Source organism: Streptomyces sp. NPDC030991, assembly GCF_055571235.1.
This window is the reverse complement of record NZ_JBVIFR010000001.1, coordinates 233,219-253,875: the sequence shown is the minus strand read 5'-3', so window position 1 is coordinate 253,875 and position 20,657 is coordinate 233,219. Positions and strand designations below refer to the sequence as shown.

General features: G+C 71.7%; 15 protein-coding genes. 3 read left to right on the top strand and 12 right to left on the bottom strand.

The genetic code is table 11. The features are described from left to right. Position 1: 1 nt before the first annotated feature. On the bottom strand, positions 2–1,981 hold the full coding sequence (locus tag ACZ45E_RS01170; protein WP_468214983.1) for an N-acetylmuramoyl-L-alanine amidase: 1,980 nt from the start codon (positions 1,979–1,981) through the stop codon (positions 2–4). A gap of 307 nt (positions 1,982–2,288) precedes the next feature. Further along, a complete protein-coding gene (locus ACZ45E_RS01165) occupies positions 2,289–3,440 on the bottom strand; it encodes an aminoglycoside phosphotransferase family protein (RefSeq protein WP_468214981.1) in 1,152 nt (383 codons plus the stop codon). A 232-nt stretch (positions 3,441–3,672) separates the two neighbouring features. Here ACZ45E_RS01165 and ACZ45E_RS01160 point away from each other — a divergent pair, with 232 nt between their 5' ends. Then, positions 3,673–5,163, top strand: coding sequence for a DNA-binding protein NsdB (locus tag ACZ45E_RS01160; protein ID WP_468214978.1), 1,491 nt, complete (start codon positions 3,673–3,675; stop codon positions 5,161–5,163). Positions 5,164–5,181: 18 nt separating this feature from the next. On the opposite strand, the gene ACZ45E_RS01155 is transcribed toward ACZ45E_RS01160, so the two are convergent. From ACZ45E_RS01155 to ACZ45E_RS01115, 9 genes are all read right to left on the bottom strand, one after another. After that, on the bottom strand, positions 5,182–6,618 hold the full coding sequence (locus ACZ45E_RS01155) for a PP2C family protein-serine/threonine phosphatase (protein ID WP_468214976.1): 1,437 nt from the start codon (positions 6,616–6,618) through the stop codon (positions 5,182–5,184). A gap of 240 nt (positions 6,619–6,858) precedes the next feature. Then, positions 6,859–8,454 (bottom strand): glycoside hydrolase family 13 protein, encoded by a 1,596-nt coding sequence (locus ACZ45E_RS01150; RefSeq protein WP_468215983.1) that lies wholly within the window; start codon positions 8,452–8,454, stop codon positions 6,859–6,861. An 87-nt stretch (positions 8,455–8,541) separates the two neighbouring features. Next, positions 8,542–9,417 (bottom strand): carbohydrate ABC transporter permease, encoded by an 876-nt coding sequence (locus tag ACZ45E_RS01145; RefSeq protein WP_468215980.1) that lies wholly within the window; start codon positions 9,415–9,417, stop codon positions 8,542–8,544. A 42-nt stretch (positions 9,418–9,459) separates the two neighbouring features. Continuing rightward, on the bottom strand, positions 9,460–10,410 hold the full coding sequence (locus ACZ45E_RS01140) for a carbohydrate ABC transporter permease (protein WP_468214974.1): 951 nt from the start codon (positions 10,408–10,410) through the stop codon (positions 9,460–9,462). A gap of 36 nt (positions 10,411–10,446) precedes the next feature. Beyond that, complete coding sequence (locus ACZ45E_RS01135) at positions 10,447–11,865, bottom strand: extracellular solute-binding protein (protein ID WP_468214972.1); 1,419 nt, start codon at positions 11,863–11,865, stop codon at positions 10,447–10,449. 242 nt (positions 11,866–12,107) lie between these two features. Further along, positions 12,108–13,121, bottom strand: a complete 1,014-nt coding sequence (locus ACZ45E_RS01130; RefSeq protein ID WP_468214970.1) for a LacI family DNA-binding transcriptional regulator — start codon at positions 13,119–13,121, stop codon at positions 12,108–12,110. A 93-nt stretch (positions 13,122–13,214) separates the two neighbouring features. Then, positions 13,215–14,120, bottom strand: a complete 906-nt coding sequence (locus ACZ45E_RS01125; protein WP_468214968.1) for a TIGR03619 family F420-dependent LLM class oxidoreductase — start codon at positions 14,118–14,120, stop codon at positions 13,215–13,217. A gap of 145 nt (positions 14,121–14,265) precedes the next feature. Further along, positions 14,266–15,873 (bottom strand): alpha-amylase family glycosyl hydrolase, encoded by a 1,608-nt coding sequence (locus ACZ45E_RS01120; RefSeq protein WP_468214966.1) that lies wholly within the window; start codon positions 15,871–15,873, stop codon positions 14,266–14,268. Between the two features lie 74 nt (positions 15,874–15,947). Then, the gene (locus ACZ45E_RS01115; RefSeq protein WP_468214964.1) at positions 15,948–16,811 is read right to left on the bottom strand and encodes a universal stress protein; all 864 of its coding nucleotides are present in this window, start codon (positions 16,809–16,811) and stop codon (positions 15,948–15,950) included. Between the two features lie 506 nt (positions 16,812–17,317). Between ACZ45E_RS01115 and ACZ45E_RS01110 the strand changes: the two genes are divergently transcribed. Then, positions 17,318–17,776 carry a cyclic nucleotide-binding domain-containing protein gene (locus ACZ45E_RS01110; RefSeq protein WP_468214960.1) on the top strand — a complete coding sequence of 153 codons (459 nt, stop codon included), beginning with the start codon at positions 17,318–17,320 and terminating at the stop codon, positions 17,774–17,776. Between the two features lie 96 nt (positions 17,777–17,872). After that, positions 17,873–18,577, top strand: coding sequence for a response regulator (locus ACZ45E_RS01105; RefSeq protein ID WP_468214958.1), 705 nt, complete (start codon positions 17,873–17,875; stop codon positions 18,575–18,577). A gap of 8 nt (positions 18,578–18,585) precedes the next feature. On the opposite strand, the gene ACZ45E_RS01100 is transcribed toward ACZ45E_RS01105, so the two are convergent. Further along, complete coding sequence (locus ACZ45E_RS01100; RefSeq protein ID WP_468214956.1) at positions 18,586–20,319, bottom strand: sensor histidine kinase; 1,734 nt, start codon at positions 20,317–20,319, stop codon at positions 18,586–18,588. Between the last annotated feature and the right edge of the window lie 338 nt (positions 20,320–20,657).

The window sequence follows — 20,657 nt, the reverse complement described above, 5'->3', positions numbered from 1 at the left end:
GTCACGACACCGTGGACGGCACCACCCGCACGTCCGCGGCCCGTACATAGGCGACCCGGTGCGCGAACTGGATCTCGTAGTACACGTCCGTGCCCTTGACCACCTTGTGCGTCGACGTGTCGAACGTCGGCGAGTAGAAGTACTCGCCGGTCGTCCGCCCGCCGATCACATAGCGCTGGCCGGAGAGCAGCTTGTACGGCAGCGGTGAGACCGCCTGCGGAGTCATCCCCGCCGGATAGGCCGCCGCCTCCGGGTAGGCCCGCCCGTACACCGGAACCTCGGTCGCGCCCGCCTTCGGCGTGACCACGAGCCCCTTGGCGCCGACGGTGACCGGCTGCTTCTTCGGGTTCTTGAACCAGGCCTTCTGGCCGAGGTACCAGATCGCCGTCCAGTCGCCCTGACGGCCGGCGACCGCGTACTGCTGGCCCGTCGAGACCCGCGACGCCATGTCGTTCACGTCGGTCGTCGAGTCCTGGCCACCCGGCCGCAGACCGATGTCCTTGACGAGCGGGGCGTCCTCGCTCGGCGCCGTGTACACCCGCACCGCGCTCGAACCGTGCGGTGCGCACGCCTCACCGGCCTTGGCGCAACCCGTGAAGGCCGGCCGGTTCTTCGCGAAGTCGGGCCTGATGGTGACGACACCGGCGTTCGCCCCCGCCGTGGGGTGGAACGGACGGCCCATCAGCGTGAAGTAGTGCGCCCAGTCCCAGTACGGGCCGGGGTCCGTGTGCATGGACGGGATCGTCGAGGTCGTCGGGCCCGGCACCGTGTCATGGCCGAGGATGTGCTGCCGGTCCAGCGGGATGTCGTACTTCTTGGCGAGGTACGTCACCAGCCGCGCCGAGGACCGGTACATCTCCTCCGTGTACCAGGAGTCGGGCTGCGCGAGGAACCCCTCGTGCTCCAGACCGATCGACTTGGCGTTCACGTACCAGTTGCCCGCGTGCCAGCCGACGTCCTTCGCCTTGATGGACTGCACGATGTGCCCGTCCGTCGAGCGCAGTGAGTAGTGCCAGGCCAGATACGTCTTGTCCTGGACCAGCTTGAGCGTCTGCTCCCACGTCGCCTCCGTGTCGTGGACGACGATGTAGTCGATGCTCTGGTCCTTGGGCCGGTCCGCCAGGTCGTGGTTGCCGTAGTCGCCGTCGCCGAACTCCTCGTACGGCGCCGGGATCCACTCGCACGACACCGTCCTCGGGCACTCGGTGCCGGACGTGTCCGCCTTGCGCAGGCCCGCGCCCGCGAGCTGCGCCGCCCGCGGCCGCGCGGCCGGATCCGCGGCGAGCGTCATGTGCTGGCCCGCGTCCGTGGTCCGCCGCTCGCCGTCGCGGATCACCGCGAACACGTCGTTGGCGTACGTCGCCGCGGTCGCCGTGTCGTCCGCCCCGGAGAACGTCGCGACCGCCCCGTACCAGTCGGCCGGGGCTCCGCTGAGCGGTTTGCCCAGCCGCTTCTGTGCCGCGGCGAGCAGTGCGGCGCCGCCGCGCACGTTGGCCGCCGGATCGCTGCGCAACTCCCCGGCCGGGATGCCGGTGAGATCCGCCGCGCGGGTCAACGTCTTCAGCCTGGCCGGCAGTTGGGAGTCGGTCGGCACGGACCGGGCGGCCTTGAGCGGGGCGCGCGAGTCGTCGCCTCGGGCATCACCCTCCGCATGGCTGTGCGCCACGGTGTTCGCGATCGCGGTCCGCGCGTCGGTCAGGTGCATGGGGCCGTAGCCGCCGGTGACGCTCGGCGTACCGCCGTGCGCGTCCCACCGGGACTGCAGGTACGAGACGCCGAGCAGCACGCTCTGCGGTACCTGGTACTCGGCCGCCGCGGCGGCGAACGCGTCCTGCAACCGCCCGGCCGGGGCTGCCCCCGCGTCCTGGGGCGGGGCCGCGCCGAGCAATGGCAGCAGCAGCGCCGCTGTGGCGAGCGTGCCCGCCGCCCGCACTCCCGCACGGGGACGTCTGCCGGAAAGGGAACGAGTGGACCGGTGCAACGGTGCCTCCTGGGAGCGCGGAAGATCGGACGGAAGCGCGGGGCGTGCGGGCGCCTTGTGCGTCAGTGGTATCGGCTGGCCGACCATCCGTCAATCATCCGGCGGGCAACGGAACTCTCCAGGATTTCCCATGTCAACGGGCGTGTGCCGGGGTTTCCCGCGCGGTGGTGCGATCGCCTGCGGCGCGTCAGTGGCGTAGACCAATAGGCGCCCGTGGCAGGGGAGTTGTCCCGACCGCGTTCGGCCCCGGACGGCGAAGAACCGCGGTGCGCCATGTCCTTCGGCACACCGCGGAACGACGCCCCCCTCAGCGAGTGCCGACCGCCGCCCGGACCGCCTTGCGGGCCATGTTGCAGTCGTCGTGCAGACGGCGCAGCAACAGCCGCTGCTCCTCGCCGGACGGCGCAGCACCGGGATGGGCCGGGCCCGGTGCCGCCGGGGTCTGCTCGTGCAGGGAACGCTGCACGGCCGTCTCGTACGTACGGATCTCCCATGTCAGTACGAGCATCAGATTGACCAGGAACGCGTCGCGCGAGGCGGGACCGCCGGACTGCGCGAGCTGACTGATCTGCCGCCGCGCCACCGGCGATTCACCCAGGACGGCCCAGAGGGTCGCCAGGTCGTACCCCGGCAGGTACCAGCCCGCGTGCTCCCAGTCCACGAGCACCGGACCGGTCGGGGCGAGCAGGATGTTCGACAGCAGCGCGTCACCGTGACAGAACTGCCCCATGCCGCCGCGGCCCGCGGTGTGGGCGATGCCGTGCATGAGCTTCTGCAGATCACCCATGTCCCGGTCGGTCAGCAGACCCAGGTCGTGGAAGCGGTTGATCCGCTGCGCGTAGTCCAGCGGCGCGTCGAAGGTGCCCGCCGGGGGCCGCCACTGGTTGAGCCGGCAGACCGCGCCGAGCATGGCGCGTACGTCCGCCCGCGGCGGTGCCTCGGCGGGGTGGCGCTGCAGGGCTGCCACCCGGCCGGGCATCCGCTCGATCACCAGCGTGCCGTTGTCCGGGTCCGCCGCGATCAGACGCGGCGCCCGCACCGGCGGCCGGTGTCGGACGAACGATCGGTATGCAGCTATTTCGTGCCGGACCCGCTCCATCCACGCGGGGGACTGGTCCAGTAAGCACTTCGCGACGGCGGTGCTGCGCCCGGTCGTTCCGACGAACAGTACGGAGCGCGGACTGCGCCGCAGCACCTGCACCGGATGGAACTCCGGACAGATCCGGTGCACCGAGGCGATCGCCGTGCGCAGCTGGGCGCCCTGAGGGCCGGACAAGTCGAGTCTCCCGCTGAGCGGAGGTGTGCCGAGCCCCGGAGCGCGACGCGGCCGGCCGACGCCACCGAGCGCCCCGTTCGCGGGCCGCAGGGGGTCGAGGTACGGGCCGCTGCCGGGCACCGCCGGACGGTTGGGGCGGTGCGACCGGAGCGGGGCGGACACGGAGGACGATGCTGCGTACATGGGCGAACAGATCCCTTCGCGTGCCGACGAGTTGCCTGCGCCGCCCGCCCCGGCCGAAGCGGTACACCCTGGGGAATGCCCTGCGGCGACCGGGTCGGGGTGGCGCATTCCTACCTGACACCCCAGGGGCAGGAGCACAACAGCTGGCGCACCCTGGCGAACCCTGGCGAATAGTCGCTCAGCAACTGACAGAGGGCTACTGTCGATTTCAGCCGAGAACCTGGGGGCTTACGTGAACGGACAACCCAACACCCGCCTGAACGACCTGTTCGGCCTGGCCGGCTGGTCCAAGGGTGAACTCGCGCGACTCGTCAACCGGCAGGCGGCGGCCATGGGCCACCCGCAGCTGGCGACGGACACCTCGCGGGTGCGGCGTTGGATCGACACGGGAGAGATCCCGCGCGATCCGGTGCCACGGGTGCTGGCGGCGCTGTTCACCGAGCGACTCGGCCGTGTCGTGACCATCGAGGATCTCGGTCTCGTCCGACGCGGGCGCACGGGGAAACGGCAGGGCGGCGGTGGCCTGGAACAACAGAGCCCCGACGGAGTGCCGTGGGCGCCCGAGCGGACAGCTGCGGTCCTCACCGAATTCACGGGAATGGACCTCATGCTCAACCGACGCGGCTTGGTGGGCGCGGGCGCCGCGCTCGCCGCAGGTTCCGCACTCAGCAGCGCCATGCACGACTGGCTGCACACCGATCCGGCCCTCGCGGCCGACGCTCCGAGGAACACCGATCCCCTGCACGCCGACCCCGCTGGGTTCGACCGCTACGAGGCCGCCCCCATCGGATCGCAGGAGATCGAGGAGCTGGAGCGCTCGGTCGAGGTGTTCCGCGCCTGGGACGCCTCCCGCGGCGGCGGGTTGCAGCGCAAGGCAGTCGTCGGCCAACTCAACGAGGTCGGCGGAATGCTCTCCTACCGGCACCCCGACCATCTGCAGCGGCGCCTCTGGGGCGTCGCCGCCAACCTCGCCGTCCTCGCCGGCTGGATGTCCCACGACGTCGGCCTCGAACCCACGGCCCAGAAGTACTTCGTCATCGCCGCGCACGCCGCGCGCGAGGGCGGTGACCGGCCGCGGGCCGGCGAAGCCCTCTCCCGGGCCGCCCGCCAGAAGATCCATCTGGGCGCGCCCGACGAGGCGCTCGAGCTGATGAAGCTCGCCAAGTCCGGCTCGGGCGACGAGGTGCAGCCCCGGACCCGGGCCATGCTCTACACCGTCGAGGCCTGGGCGCAGGCGTCACTGGGCAAGGGGCAGGCGATGCGCCGCACCCTCGGCGAGGCGGAGGACCTCTTCGTCTCCGACCGGGGCGACGTGGAGCCGCCGAGCTGGATGCAGATGTTCGACGAGGCGGACCTGCACGGCATGCAGGCCCTCGCCTACCGCACCCTCGCCGAGCACGAGCCGGGCGCCGCGATCATCGCGCAGCGGCACGCCAAAGAGGCCCTCGCCCTGCGCGCGGGCGGCCGTGACCGTTCGAAGATCTTCGACCATCTCTCCATGGCGTCGGCCTGCTTCATCGCCGACGACCCCGAACAGGCGGACCGGTACGCGCGGTTGGCCCTCTCCTCGATGGGGTCGAACTCGTCCCATCGCACCTGGGACCGGCTGCGCGAGATGTACCGGCTCACCGGCCAGTTCGCGGGCTATCCGAAGATCGAGGACCTGCGCCGGGAGATCAAACTGGCCCTGCCCGCGACACCCGGGAAGCGCGTCCGGGCATAGGGCCCCGCCGGCCCGACCTCAGAACCGGGCGACGAGCACACTGGCGTCGGCCTCGCGCTCAACCGCGTCGAACGCGTCCAGCACCACGCGCAGGCACTCCTGCGCGTCCCCGGCCGCGGTCAGGTCCGGTGCCAGAGCGAGCAGTCGGCCCGCGGCGCTGTCGTCGTGCGGTGCCAACAGGCCCTCGGTGTGCAGCAACAGCACGTCACCGGGGTGCAGCTCCACCTCCGCCTGCCCGTATCCGGCGGTGGGGGCCGCCCCGAGGGGTGCGCCCTCGGGTGGCGTGAGCGCACGCCCCGTCCCGTCGCGGAAGAGCAGCGGGGCAGGGTGTCCCGCCTGCGCCCACGCCAGTGTGCGGGCCGCCGGGTCGTACCGACAGCACACGGCGCCGGCCGGGGAGGGCGCCGCCGAGGCAGCGTGGAGGTGGTTCAGCCGGGAGAGCAGCTCGCCCGGGGCCGTGCCGCAGACGGCCATGCCGCGGACGGCGCCGAGCAGCATCGCCATGCCCGAGGCGACCGCGGCGCCGTGCCCGGGGAGGTCCCCGGCCGTCAACAGGGCCTGACCGTCCGGCAGTTCGAGTACGTCGTACCAGTCGCCGCCGATCGAGCCGCCGGCGGCGGAGGGGAGGTGCCGGGCCGCCACCTCGAAGCCGCCCGCGGCGGTGCCGGGTGCGTCGGGTGCGCTGTGCGGGAGCCGCAGGGAGCCACGCCACGGCGGCAGCACGGCTTCCCGCAGCTCGACCGCGAGCCGGTGCTCGGTCTGCGCGATATGCCGCTGGCGCTGGAGCGAGTCACGGGTCTCGCTCACCGCGCGCTGGCTGCGCCGCAGTTCGCTGACGTCCCGCACGACCGCCCACATGGAGGCCGTCGAGCCGTCGGCGTCGAGCACGGGCTCGCCCATCATGTGCACCGTGCGCACGGACTCGTCCGGGCGCACGACGCGGAACTCCCCGTCGATCGGCTTGCCGTCGATCAGGCAGTCCGTGACCATCGCCGTCAGCATCGGCTGGTCCTCGCGGTGCACGAGAGCCGGCAGCTCGTCGAGGGTCAGGGCGGGCGCGGCCGGGTCCCGGCCGAGGATCTGGTACAGCTCCCCGGACCAGTTGGCCTCGTCGGTCAGCAGATTCCACTCGGCGCTGCCGACCCGGCTCAGCAGTGAACCCGGCTGCCGTCCGGCCGCCGCCCGCCGGGGCGGTGGCCCGGTACGGATGGCGGGGCCGTCGCGCAGTTGGGCCAGGTGCTTGTCGAGGTCGCTGAGCTGATGGGCCGCCAGCTCGTACAGGGCGCGCTGCCACCGGGCCTCGGGGTCCGTCTCGCCCGCGGTGGGTTCCATGGCCTCACGGCGCACCGCGTCGACGTCGCCGAGCAGCCGACGTGTCTGCGAGATCAGCGCGTCGACCGTGCCTCGCTCCGGCGACTGGCCGGCGGGGCGGTCCGCGAAGACATGGGGGGGCATGACGAACTCCGATGCAGGCACAGGGGCCACGGCGGACGGGAGGACCGGTTACGACTGTGGCACAGGCCGCCTGGCCTCGTAAGGGATTTCGCCGTACACGATGCGGTGGTGCTTCTGGCATATGCCCTTGTCCTCCGGGCCGCCCGTCCCGGCCGCCGCGGTCGAACGGACGGCCGGGTGAGGCGTAGGCCGCGCTCGTTCAACCGCCGGTCAGCGCCGGGCCGAACGCCGTAGGGCCCGTTACGTCGCCGGAGACGTCCGCAACCACACCGCGGTGTCGGGCGGCAGCCGCTCGCCGTCGTCGAGGGCGTCGCTGGCCAACAGCACCCGCTCGTGCGGCGGCAGTTCCACGGGCCCCGCGGCCCCGAGGTTCACAAGGCAGACGAGGCCGTCCCCGCGGCCGAAGGCCAGCGCGCCCTCCGGGGCCGGGAGCCACGTCAACTCCGCCCCGGCAAAGCCCGGTTGGCCGCCGCGCAGTCGCAGAGCCGCACGGTAGAGCGACAGCATCGAGGCGGGGTCCCTCTCCTGGTCCTCGGCGGCGTACGTCCCCCAGTCCGCCGGCTGCGGCAACCACGGCTCACCCTCGGGCCCGAAGCCGTACGACAGCCCGTGCGCGGACCACGGCAGCGGCACCCGGCAGCCGTCGCGTCCCGGGTCGACCCCGCCGGAGCGGAAGTGCATCGGATCCTCGATGCGGTCGCGCGCCACCTCGACCTCGGGCAGGCCCAACTCCTCGCCCTGGTACAGGTATACGGCGCCCGGCAGGGCGAGCGAGAGCAGGGCCGCGGCGCGGGCGCGGCGGAGCCCGAGCGTCAGATCCGTCGGCGTGCCGAACCGCTTGGCCGCGAAGTCGAAGCGGGTGTCGGCGCGGCCGTAGCGGGTGACGGTGCGGGTCACGTCGTGGTTGCAGAGCACCCAGGTGGCGGGCGCGCCGACCGGCGCGTGGTAGGCGAGGGTGCGGTCGATCGAGGCGCGCAGTTCGGCCGCGTCCCAGGCGCGGGTCAGGAAGTCGAAGTTGAAGGCGGTGTGCAGCTCGTCCGGGCGCAGGTAGCGGGCGAAGCGCTCCGGGTCCGGCACCCACAGCTCGCCGATCAGGACGCCGTCGTACTCGTCGGCGATGGCACGCCAGGCACGGTAGATGTCGTGGAGTTCGTCGCGGTCGACGTAGCCGCTCTCGTCGCCGTCGGCGGCGTCGGCGAGAGCAGGGTCCTTCGCGACGAGCGCGGCCGAGTCGATCCGCACCCCGGACGCGCCCCGCTGGAACCAGAACCTCAGCACCTCCTCGTGCTCCTGACGCACCGCGGGGTGCGCCCAGTTGAGGTCCGGCTGCTGCGCGGTGAACAGGTGCAGGTACCACTCCCCGTCGGGCACCCGTGTCCAGGTGTCACCGGAGAACTGAGAGGGCCAGTTGTTGGGTGGCAGCGCGCCGCCCGGGCCGCGGCCGGGCCGGAAGTGGAACAGCTCGCGCTCGGGGCTGCCCGGCCCCGCCGCCAGAGCCGCCCGGAACCAGGGGTGCTGGTCGGAGACGTGGTTCGGGACGATGTCGACGATGACGCGGATGCCGAGGTCCCGGGCCTCGGCGATCAGCTTCTCGGCCTCGGCGAGGGTGCCGAACGCCGGGTCGATCGCGCGGTAGTCGGCGACGTCGTACCCGCCGTCCGCGAGCGGTGAGCGGTACCAGGGCGTGAACCAGATCGCGTCGACGCCGAGCTCTGCCAGGTAGGACAGGCGCGCTCTGACGCCGGAGAGGTCTCCCGTCCCGTCGCCGTCGCCGTCGGCGAAGCTGCGGACGTACACCTGATAGATGGCTGCGGAACGCCACCAGTCGTCGGCCACCACGAAGGGTCCTTTCGGGCAGGGGGAGGCGCGCCGCGGCGGGCCGCGGCGGCGCACACAGGAGAAGTGAGGGGGAGGACCGGGGCGTCAGCCTTTGAGGCCGCCGGCGGTCAGGCCGCTCATGATGTTGCGCTGGAAGAGCAGGAAGAGGAGCAGTGTCGGCACCGAGGCGATGGTGAGCGCGGCGATCAGCTGGTTCTGCGGGACCCCGTTGGACAGCGAGTAGATCCCGACGTTCAGGGTCTGCTTGGCCGGGTCGGGCAGTGTCAGCATCGGCCAGAGGAAGTCCTTCCACACGCCGACGACCGCGAAGATGGAGACCACGCCGAGGATCGGCCGGGAGATCGGCAGCACCACGGAGCGCAGGGTGCGCACGGGCGAGGCGCCGTCGATGGAGGCCGCGTCGAGCAGCTCCTGCGGGATCGAGTCGAAGAACCGCTTGAGCAGGAAGATGTTGAACGCGTTGGTGACGGAGGGCAGCCAGATCACCCAGGGGCTGTTGAGCAGGTTGCGCTCGAAGATCGGCACATCGAGGACGGTCAGGTACTGCGGGACGACGAGGACGGTCGCCGGGATCATCAGCGTCGCCAGCATCATGCCGAGGACGACGTTGCCGAACACGGGCCGCAGTTTCGACAGGGAGTACGCGGCGGCCACGTCGAGGACGAGCTGGAAGGCGAGCGCGCCGAACGCGTAGTAGAGCGTGTTGAAGAGGAGCTTGGCGAGGTCCATCACGCGCCAGGCGTCCTGGTAGTTCTCCGGGTGCGTGCTGTGCGGCACCAGCGTCGGCGGGGACTGGACGATCTCGGCGGTCGTCTTGAGGCCGCCGGTGACCATCCAGTACAGCGGGCCGAGGAAGACGAGCGTGAACAGGGCGATGGTCACGCCGAAGACGGTCCAGTAGATGATCTTTCCGCGGCGCCGGCCGAGCGAGGCCGGGGAGATCAGGGTGCGGGGGCGCATCGTGTCGGTTGCCATGTCGGTGGATCCCAACTCCCTTGGCGGTCAGTCGTCCGATGAGCGGCTGAGGCGTACGTAGACCGCGGAGAAGGCCGCGAGGAGGACGAGCAGGACGAGACCGAGGGCCGCCGCGCCGCCGTAGTTGTTGAAGTTGAAGGCGTACTGGTAGATGAGGTACACCACGGTCGTGGTGGAGCCCTCCGGGCCGGCTCCGTTGGTCAGCAGGAACGGCTCGGTGAAGACCTGCATCGTCGCGATGATCTGCATGAGGAACATCAGCGAGAGGATCAGCCGCGTCTGCGGGATCGTCACGTGCCAGATCTTGCGCCACAGGCCCGCGCCGTCCAGCTCGGCCGCCTCGTACAGCTCGCCGGGGATGCCCTGGAGCGACGCCAGGTAGATGAGGGTCGCCCCGCCCATGTTCATCCACGTCGCCGCGATGACGACGGAGAGCATCGCGGTGTCGGTGGACTGCAGCCATTGCTGTTCCGGTATCCCGAAGACGCCGAGGACTCGGTTGAACAGGCCGTACCCGGGGTCGTAGAAGTACTTGAACAGCAGGACGGAGGCGACCGGTGGGAGCATCACCGGGAGATAGACGAGCATCCTCAAGTAGCCCTGGCCGTGCCGGAATTCGTTGAGCAGCACCGCCACGAAGAACGGGACGGCGAAGCCGAGGACCAGGGCCAGGGCGGTGAACAGGAGGGTGTTGCGCCAGGCCTGCCAGAAGGCCGGGTCGTTGAAGACGTAGGTGAGGTTGGACCAGCCGGCCCAGGTGGTGCGTCCGTCCTTCGTCTTCTGGAAGGCCAGGACGAACTCCCTGACCATCGGATACCAGGAGAAGAAGGAGAAGCAGAGCACCGCGCCGATCAGGAAGCCGTGAGCGGAGATGTTGCGTCTCACGGCGCGCGCCAACGAGCCGTCGGACTGTTTGGGATGGCGCTTGGCGGGCGGTGCGGCCTGCGGGGGCTTCGCGGGCAGCGTCGGGGCCGACATGGTCACTCCTCGGATCACAGGTACCGGTGGGGCGTCCTACTGGTTGGCCAGCACCTGGTTGACCTGCTGCTCGGCGGTGGACAGGAGCTTGTCGATGTCGGCGTTCTCATTGGTGAGGACGCCCGACATGACGTTGTCGAGAACCTTGTAGATCTCCTGCGCCTTCGGCGGCTCCGCCTTGCCGGGCACCGGGTTGTCCATGAACGGCTTGAAGTTCTCCACGGGCATCGTGGCGTTGTCGGTACGGGACGTGAGGTCCTGCTCCTTGGTCGCACCGGTGAAGAAGTTGGGCTGCGGGAGTCCGACGGGCAGCTTGTCGGCCTTGGTCCGCTCCCACTGGAACTGGCCCTTGCCGGGGGTGAGCGTCTTGAAGTTCAGCCAGGCGACGGCCGCCTTGATCTTGTCGGGCGACGACCCCTTCTTGATCATGTAGTCGTTGCCGCCGAACAGGGTGGCCTTGCCGCCGGGGATGGGGCCCATCCCGAAGTTGTCGTACTCGGCGCCCAGTTGCTGGACCATGTACGTCACGTCGTCGGGCGCGGCGAGGAACATGCCGAGCTTGTCGGACGCGATCTGCTTCTGCAGGTCGCCCCACTTGAGCAGCTGCGTCTTGCCCATGCTGTTGTCGGTCCAGCGCATGTCGTGCAGCTGCTGGACGACCCGCTTGCCGGTGGCGTCGTTGAACGCGGCCTTCTTGCCGTCGGCGGTGACCATGTCCCCGCCGAGGCCGTACTGGGCCGCCGCGAAGTGCCAGCCGCCGGTGTTCTCCGCGCTGTACTCGCCGTATCCGGCGATGCCGTTGCCGAGCCCGGCGATCTTCTTCGCGGCGGTGCGCACCTCGCCCCAGGTGGCCGGCGGCTTGTCCGGGTCGAGACCGGCCCGCTTGAAGAGCTTGCGGTTGATGAGCAGGCCCATGGTGTAGTTGCTGGTCGGCAGGGCGTAGAGCTTGCCGTCCTTCTTCAGGGCGTTCATCACGTTCGGGTCGAGCGAGTCGAGCGCAGGGACGGTCTTCGACGTGACGTACGCCGATATGTCCTCGGCGCCGTTGTTGTCGAGGACCTGCTGGAGGTCGGTGAAGTACGTGTAGAAGACGTCGGGCTGCGACTTCGCCTTGAGCGCGGCGGTGAACCGGGCCGGCTCCTCGCACTGCCCCGCGGTCGACTTCCCGTCGATCGTGACGTTCGGGTACTTCTTGTTGAACGTCCTGACGTCCTCCTTCCACTCCTTCAGCTCGGCCGCCTTGGCCTTCGCCGGCATGCAGTCGATGGTCAGCGTGACCTTGGTCTTGGGGTCGAGCGGAGCGGTGATGTCGGCCTTCGACCCGGCACCGCCCGAGCCCTCGTCGTCGGAGCTGCTGCTGGTGCCGCAGGCCGAGAGGGAGCCCAGGGCGAGGACGGTGGCGACGGCCACCGCGGACGTTCGGCGGGCAGGACGTGACCAGGTGCTGCTTCTCATCGGTGGGTCCCCTTCGGGCCTGAGCCTGTGCAGGCAGGAACGTGGAGGCCCGCGGCACTGGATGCACGGGGAGGTGCGTGCCGGGGCGTGCCACACTCAAGCACCGACAACGGATGTCCGCAAGATGTCGCGCGTACTCCGCAAAAAATGAACAGGCGGGGGTCGTGGGGGAGTCGACACCCGAGGGTCATCTGCGTACGGCGGACCCCTGGCGTCCGGTTCCCGCCGGTCGGCCCACGCCGTCAGGCGGTCGCCGGGGGCGGCGCCGTCGAGCCGCGCACCACCAGCTCCGGCTCGAAGAGCAGCTCCCCGGGCGGGACCGCGCCGCCCTGGATCTGTGCGACGAGCAGCTCGACCGCGGCCCGGCCCATCGCCTCGATGGGCTGGCGCACCGTCGTCAGGGGCGGCTCCGTGCAGTTCATGAACGCCGAGTCGTCGTAGCCGACCACGGACACGTCGCCGGGCACCGAGAGCCCCGCGCGGCGCGCGGCGCGCACGGCGCCGAGTGCGAGGGGGTCGCTGGCGCAGATGATGCCGGTGATGCCGCGTTCCAGCAGCCGGGTCGCCGCGGCGTGCCCGCCCTCCAGGGAGAACATGGCCCGCTCGACCGCCTCGTCCGGGAGCTTTCCGTCGAGGGCGCGGGCGGCCGTGCTCGCGGCGGCGAGCTTGCGGCGCGAGGGCATGTGGTCGTCGGGGCCGAGGACCAGGCCGATGCGCTCGTGCCCGAGCGAGGTCAGGTGCCGCCACGCCTGCTCGACCGCCACCGCGTCGTCGCAGGACACGCAGGGGAAGCCGAGCCGCTCGATGGTCGCGTTGACCAGCACCACCGGCACCTTGCGCTCGGCGAGGCGCCGATAGTGCCCGTGCTCGGCGTCCGCCTGCGCGAAGAGACCGCCGGCGAACACCACGCCGGACACCTGTTGTTGCAGCAGCAACTCCACGTAGTCCGCCTCCGAGACCCCGCCCTTGGTCTGGGTGCAGAGCACCGGCGTGAGTCCCTGCTGGGCGAGCGCGCCGCCGATCACTTCCGCGAACGCCGGGAAGATCGGGTTCTGCAGCTCCGGCAGGACCAGGCCCACCAGGCGGGCCCGCTCACCGCGCAGCTGCGTCGGCCGCTCGTAGCCCAGCACGTCGAGCGCGGTGAGTACCGCCTGCCGTGTGGCATCCGAGACGCCGGGCTTGTTGTTGAGCACCCGGCTGACCGTGGCCTCACTGACTCCGACCTTCTTCGCCACCTGAGCAAGTCTGCGCGTCATGGAACGCAAGATTAGCGCAAGACTTGCGGTTCGTTTGCGTGACGGAGGCATCCGCTTCGAGCGGTCGGGCAGGGCCCCGGACGTCAGGGCGGTTCAGCGCGAGTCGGTGCCCGCGGGAAGGCTGGAGCTGATCAGTTCGAGTACGCGCCGGTCGTCCTCGGCGCTGCCGCGCGAGGCGGGGTCCCCGGGGTACGTGTCGAAGAGCACGTGGGTGGCCCCGAGTTCGGCGAGCGTCTCCACATCGGCCCGGATCCGCTCGATGCTGCCGTGCCCCAGCGGCCGGTCCTCCGTCTCCGGCACCGCCCCCACCGCCACCTGGATGCGGGGCGCGAACTCCGGTGTCGGGCGCCCCGCCCGGTCGGCCTCCTCGGCCAGCCGGGGCAACTGCCGGCGCAGCGCCGCGAGCGTCGGGCGGAACGGGTGCCACGCCTCGCCGAGCCGCGCCGCCCTGCGCAGTGCCGCGGGGGAATCGCCGCCCACCCAGACCGGCAGGTGCGGGGAGGTCGCGGGGGCCGGTGCCGTGCGGACGCCCTCGAAGGAGACGTACCGCCCCTCGAAGGTGCACGGGTCCTGGGTCCACGCCGCCCGGATCGCCGCGAGGTACTCGTCCGTGATCGCCCCGCGCTCCTCGAACGGCACGCCCAGGGTGCGGTACTCGGCGGCCGACCAGCCGACGCCCGCACCGAGGATGAAGCCGCCGTCGGTCATCCGGTCGAGGTTCGCGGCGAGCCGGGCCGTCTGCAGCGGATGCCGATAGGGGATCACGGTGATCGTCGTGCCGAGAGCGAGACCGGGCACCCGCCCGGCGAGATGGGCCGCGGCCAGGAACTGGTCGTAGAACGGGGCCGGATAGGCCGCGTGCACATCCGGGGTGACCGCGATGTGATCCGAGATCATCGCGAAGGTGAAGCCGAGGTCACGGGCGTCCGTGGCCTGACGGACCAGGCTCTCGGGGGTCGTTCCGGAGCCGAAGTTGAGGAGATTGACGCCGTATCGCATGGAGTGAAGTGTTGATCATTTACGGCCGTGTGTCGATCCGGGTCATCGCTCCCGGCCGCGAGCGTTCCCCATCGCGACCGCCCCGGGCCCCGACCGCCGCGGGCCCCGCCCGGCCGGGGTACGCACTCATCGTCGCGGCCATGTCTCAGCTCCTCGTCAGTGCGAAGACGCCGTACGCGAATCCGTCCGCCTCGACAGCTGTGCCGTCCGCGGCCACGCGCACCCCGGACACCTCCACGGCCCGCGCCCCCGCCAGGCGCGACGCGTCGGATGCCGCCCAACTCCGGGCCTCGGCAGCGGGGTTGACCACCACGAGGAACCGTGCCCCGCGCACGTACACGAACGGGTGGCCCTCGTGCAGCACCTCGACCGGCGCCCGCGGACCGAAGGCCGGGGTGGACGTCCGCAGCTTGACGAGACGCCGTACGAGATGCAGCAGGGAGCCCTCGTCGGCGCGTTGCGCGGCGACCGTGGGGCGCCGCGGGTCCGGGTCGAGCGGCAGGTAGAAGCGGTCCTCGGGTGCGGCGGAGAATCCCGCGCCGGGGCCCTCGTCCCACTGCATCGGCGTACGGGAACCGGCCCGGTTGTAGTACGGGCCGAGCACACTGCCCTCCGTGTCGGGCAGACCGGGCACGTACCGCATGCCGATCTCGTCCCCGTAGTAGATCGCGGGCAGCGTCGGCCAGGTGAGCTGGAAGGTGAACGCCGCCGGCAGCTGACCGGCGTCGCGCGGGCCGCAGTTGAGGCGGGAGAAGTCGTGGTTGGCGGTGGGCAGCGACACGAATCCGGTCTCGCCCAGGGCGCTGGTCGCCGCGCGCCACGCCTCGACGAACGGCCTGGGCGAGCCGAGCCCCGACGCGTCGAAGAAGCAGTCCAGCGGCGCCCACGCCTCGTTCCTCGTGCCGGCCCCGTTGTTCCACAGCGAGCGCATCGCCAGGCCGTCCGTGGGACCGCCGAACTGGAGGAAGAAGTCGGCGTGGAAACCGGCCGGCACGGAGACCTGCGGGTCGCCCCACTCGGACAGCAGCACGGCCTGCGGGTGGGCGCGGTCCAGCCAGTGCCGCAGTTCGGTCCAGAGCAGCGAGGTCGCCCGCTTCTGCGGATCGTCCTTCACCAGCGACGCCGCCATGTCCACCCGGAACCCGGCCAGGCCCCGGCGCAGCCAGTGGTCCATGACGGCGCGCAGCGCCGCGCGGTTGGCGCGCGGCCCCTCGGCGTCGACCGGCTGCCGCCACGGCTCGGCCGCGCTCTCGCGCGCGTAACCGAAGTTGAGAGCGGGCTGCGAGTCGAAGAAGTTCGGCAGATACGCGCCGGGCCGGGAGCCGGGGGAGGGCACGAAACCGTCGGGGACCCCGTCCGCGCTCCAGATGTAGCGGTGATCGGCGGGGTCGTCCACGGCCGCGCGGAACCACGGGTGCTGGTCGGAGGTGTGCCCGGCGACCAGATCGAGGAGGACCCTGATGCCGCGCCGTCCCGCGAGGTCCACCAGTTCGGCGAGATCGTCGTCGGTGCCGTAGCGCGGCGCCACCGAGAAGTAGTCCGCGACGTCGTAGCCCGCGTCGCGGAAGGGCGACACGAAGCAGGGATTGATCCAGACGGCGTTGACCCCGAGCCAGGCCAGATGGTCGAGCCGCTCGACGATGCCGCCCAGATCGCCGACGCCGTCCCCGTTCGAGTCGGCGAACGACTGCGGATAGATCTGGTAGAACACGGCGTCGGAGAGCCAGGCCGGGGCGGGACGGAACGTGGGCATGGGGCGCCACTGCCTTTCGGTCGCGTGGGACCGAGCCTACGAGCGGCGGCGCGGCGCGCGCAGCCCCACGGACCTCAGGTGTGGGGGACGACGGCCGCCGGGCTGGTCACGTGGTGCACCACCGAGTGGCCCGTACGGCCCAGCCGGCCCGCGTCGAGGCCGCGCCCGATCACCGTCAGGCAGGCCGCCGTGGACGCCTTGATGAGGTGGTGGGCCGCCTGCCCGTACACCAGGCGCTGCACCACAGGCACCTCCGGGTACTTCGCGTGCCACACCTGGAGCGCGCCCGCGAGAGCCCGGCGGCGCAGCGTCTCCCGACGCGCCGCGTCCCCCCGCGGGGCCGCTCCGGACGCCTCGCTCCGCAGAGGCGGCAGCATCCACGCGTGCAGGGCGTGCAGTTCCGTACCGCGCAGCGCCGCCGCCTCGAAGGCGTAGGAGAGCACCTCGTCGGCGGGCCCGGTCACGTCCAGCCCCACCACCACCGGCAGGAACCCGCCGCCGGTAACGGCCTGTTCGTCCTGCGGGAGCCCGCCGGCCCGCACCAGGACGATCGGCCGCTCGGCCCGCGCCGTCACGGCGAGCGCCACCGAGCCGACGAGGAACCCGGAGTACCCGGTGAAGCCGCGCGAGCCAAGCACCAGTGTCTCGGACTCGGCGGCCGCTTCCAGGAGCGCGGCGACGGCGGGCGCGGGCCGGCGGCGCGCCAAAATCTCCAACGAGGGGTGCAGGTAGGCGAGTTGGAGCGCGGCGCGGTCGAGGACCCCGCGTCCGGGAAGGTCGACGTCGGGTGGCGGCGGCGCCGGCCGCTCGCCGCTGTCGGCGTGCAGCAGACGCAGGGGCAGGCCGCGGCGCAACGCTTCGCGAGCCGCCCAGTCGGCGGCGTACATGCTCTCGCGTGAACCGTCCGTCCCGACGGTCAGGACGCGCATGCTGGTCATGACGGGACCTCTCGATGGCATGGGTGATGTGCTCCGCAGCGGGTTCCACGCAAAAGAGCGGTCACGCGTGTCCGTCCCAGGAACCGGGTGCACAGGGGACCCCGTGCGCCGGGCACGCCGTTGCGTGCAGGATCAGGCGTGCCTCGGACCTTGTCATCCGCGCCGTTCCCGCAGGGAGAGGCGGACCGGCCCTCGGGCGGGGGACGTTCGGCCCCCGTGGGCTGCGGCCGGGCCGCGCGCACGATCACCGCGACACCCACCCCCGTACCCGGACCGGATCCGACCCGGACCGGACCCGACCCGGATCCGAGAGGCCCCCTGGCCAGAGCCGTTCGGCCCCTGGTCCGGGCGGCACCGGGCCGCGATCGTCGAGGTATCGCACGGCGGCAGTCCGGAAATCGCGACGACCGCCATCGGGCCCCGTACCGACCCACGCGGCCCGGGTGGCGGACGCCGGAGGGAAGCGTTCCCCGCCACCGTGCCGTGCCCCCGAAAGGAGGCAGCTCATGACCACCATGGCCCCGCGCATGAGCCAGACCCTGTCCGATGAGCACCGCGGCCGGCTGATGAGGATCTCCCGCGAGGTGGCGTTCCCGCAGGACCGTCGGCTCTTCGAGGAGGGCTCGCGGGCGGACCGCTTCTGGATCGTGCGCAGCGGCAGCGTCGCCCTCGACATGCGGGTGCCGGGCCGGCGGGCGCCCATCGTCGAATCGCTCGGACGCGGCGAACTCATCGGCTGGTCCTGGCTGTTCCCGCCGTACGTGTGGCAGCTCGGAGCGCAGACCGAGACCCCGGTGCGCGCCCACGAGTTCGACGCCGTGACCGTGCGTCTGATGTGCGTCTCGGACCCGGGGCTCGGCTCGTTCGTCGCCCAGTGGGTCGGCGGCATCCTCGCCCACCGGCTGAGCGTCACTCGCTCCCGGCTGCTCGACCTGTACGCCCCCTACGGCTACGACGCGGCCTGACGGCCCCGCAGGACCTCAGCGATCGGGACCGTTCGGCCCTGGCGGATCACCCCTCACCGTCACATGATCGAGGGACATCACATCCGAGGGGGACGTATGCCTCAGCCACCCGCTTTCTCCGCGGACCGTCCCATTCGCATCCTGCTCCTCGACGATCACGAGGTGGTCCGCCGCGGCCTGCGTGACCTGCTCGGCGCCGAGCCGGACATGGAGGTCGTCGGGGAGGCGGCCACCGCGGCGCAGGCCCTCGTCCGGGGGCCTGCGCTACGGCCCGACGTGGCCGTGCTCGACGTCCGGCTGCCCGACGGCGACGGCATCACCATCTGCCGGGAACTACGTTCCATGCAGCCGGAGTTGAGCTGTCTGATGCTGACGTCCTTCGACGACGACGATGCGCTGCTCGACGCCATCATGGCGGGCGCGGCCGGCTATGTGCTCAAGCAGATCAAGGGCTCCGACCTGGTCTCCGCCGTACGCACCGTCGCCTCGGGCCAGTCGATGCTCGATCCGGCGACGACGGCGCGGCTGATGCGGAGCCTGCGCGGACCCGAGGCCCGCGGCGCGGAGCAGGAGGACGGTGACACCACGGCCGACGGCCGGATCGCCGGCCTCACCGAGCGGGAACGGGACATCCTGGCCCTCGTGGGGGAGGGGCTCACCAACCGGCAGATCGGCCTGCGGCTGTTCCTCTCCGAGAAGACGGTGAAGAACAACATCTCGCGGCTGCTGGCCAAGCTCGGGGTGGAGCGGCGGATCCAGGCGGCCGTGATGGCCAGCCGGCTGCCGCCGCGCCCCCGGTGACCGGCGTCTCAGTCCTCGTGCCGCAACGGGACGTGCCAGGTCAGGCGTGCGCCGTCGCCGCTCTCCCGCGCCGTGGCGGTCAGTGTGCCGTCCCGGTCGCGGGCGCGCGCCGCCATGTTCGCCAGGCCGCTGCGGTGCTCGTCCGCCACGTCCGGGATGCCGACACCGTCGTCCTCCACGGTCAGGGACAGGGCGCCGCCGCGCACGACGAGCGCCACCTCGGCGGAGGACGCCCGCGCGTGTCGCGCCACGTTCGTCAGCGCTTCGCCGAGCACCGCCACGACGTCGTCGGCGACGGGCGCCGGCACGTCCACGTCGATCAGGCCCTCCATGCGCAGCGCCGGGGTGAAGCCGAGCACCCGCGCCGCGTCCTCCACGGCCCGCACCGTGCGGATCCGCAGTCCGGCGCCGGTCGGCGGCGCCTCCTGCTCGCGCAGTCCGAAGATGGTGGAACGGATGATCTTGATGGTGGTGTCCAGGTCGTCCACGGCCCGCGTCAGCCGCTCCGACGCCTGCGGATGTTGGACGAACCGCTGGGCGCTCTGCAGGGTCATGCCCGTCGCGAAGAGCCGCTGGATCGCGAGGTCGTGCAGGTCCCGGGCGATACGGTCACGGTCCTCCAGCAGGCTCATCTGCTCCGCGTCGCGGCGCCGGTCCGCCAGCTCCAGGGCGAGCGCGGCCTGGCCGGCGAACCCGACCAGCGGCACCAACTCGGCGGCGGAGAAGGGCTGTTGATCCGCCCGGCGAGCGAGTGTCAGCACGCCGCGCACGGTGGCGGGGGTGCCGATGGGCACGGCGACGGCGGGGCCGAGCCCCTCCCAGCGGGCCGGCTGGTACGTGATCCTCGGGTCCTGGCGCACGTCGTCCGACGTGACCAGCTCCCCGGCGGCCAGTGCGGCGCCCGCGAAGGTGCCCTTGCGTGGCAGCGTCACATCGTGGTGGGGCGCCGCGTGCTGGCCGAGGGCCAGCGTCTCGTGCAGCTCCTCGCTGTCCGGGATGACGAGCGCCACCATGCCGAGGTCCGCGGCGGCGATATCCCGCGCGCGCTCCACCATCAGCCGCAGCACCGGCATCTCCGCCGCGCCGGACAGCAGGCTGCCGGTGAACTCGGCGCTCAACCTCAGCCAGCGCTCCCGCAGTTGCACCTCCTCGTACAACCGTGCGTTCTCGATCGCGACGCCCGCGGCGGCGCCCAGCGTCTGGAGTACCGCCACGTCCTCGTCATCGAAGTCCATGCCTCCCCGCTTCTGGGTGAGGTACAGATTCCCGAACACGTCGTCGCGCACCCGGATCGGAACGCCCACGAAGGTGTGCATCGGCGGATGGTGCGGGGGAAACCCCGACGAGGCCCGGTGGTCGGCGAGTTCGGGCAGTCGCAGCGGCTCCGGGTGCCGGATGAGCTCACCGAGCAGGCCGTGCCCCGAGGGCAGGTCGCCGATGCGGGCCCGCAGGTGGTCGCTGATGCCGACGGGCAGGAACTGGGAGAGCTTGCGCCGGTCCTCGCCGATCACGCCCAGGGCGCCGTACTCGGCGTCGACCAGGACCACCGCCGCCTCCACGATGCGGCGCAGCACCTGGGAGAGGTTCAGCTCCTGGCCGACCGAGAGGACCGCCTCCAGCAGACCCTGGAGGCGGTCGCGGGTGCCGCGCACGGCATCGATCCGCGACTGGAGTTCCTCGAGCAGTTCGTCGAGCCGCAGCCTCGGCATCGGCCCGGGCCCCCGTGCAGCATCGTCGCCCATCCGCCCTCCACGGGACCTCGCACGTCCTTGTACTCACCGTAGCGGCCCCGGCCGCCGTCATGACCTGCTTCGTCACGCCTTGGGCGGTGGAACCCCGGCGTCCGGCCCCGCCGCGCACCGGGCGGCTCACCGGACCACCCCTCGTACGGGGGACGAAAACGGGAAACTTCCTTCTCCCGAGGGCCGCGCGCGTGCCACGATCGGAATGCCCCGGGCACATTCGGTGCATGCTTCGGGGAAACCGTCACAGAGCGCTCCCGGATGACTACACTCTCCGGAACATCGAAACAGCCACGCCCTCTCCCGCCGGAACCGCCCGCCCGGCTCGCCCTCGGAAG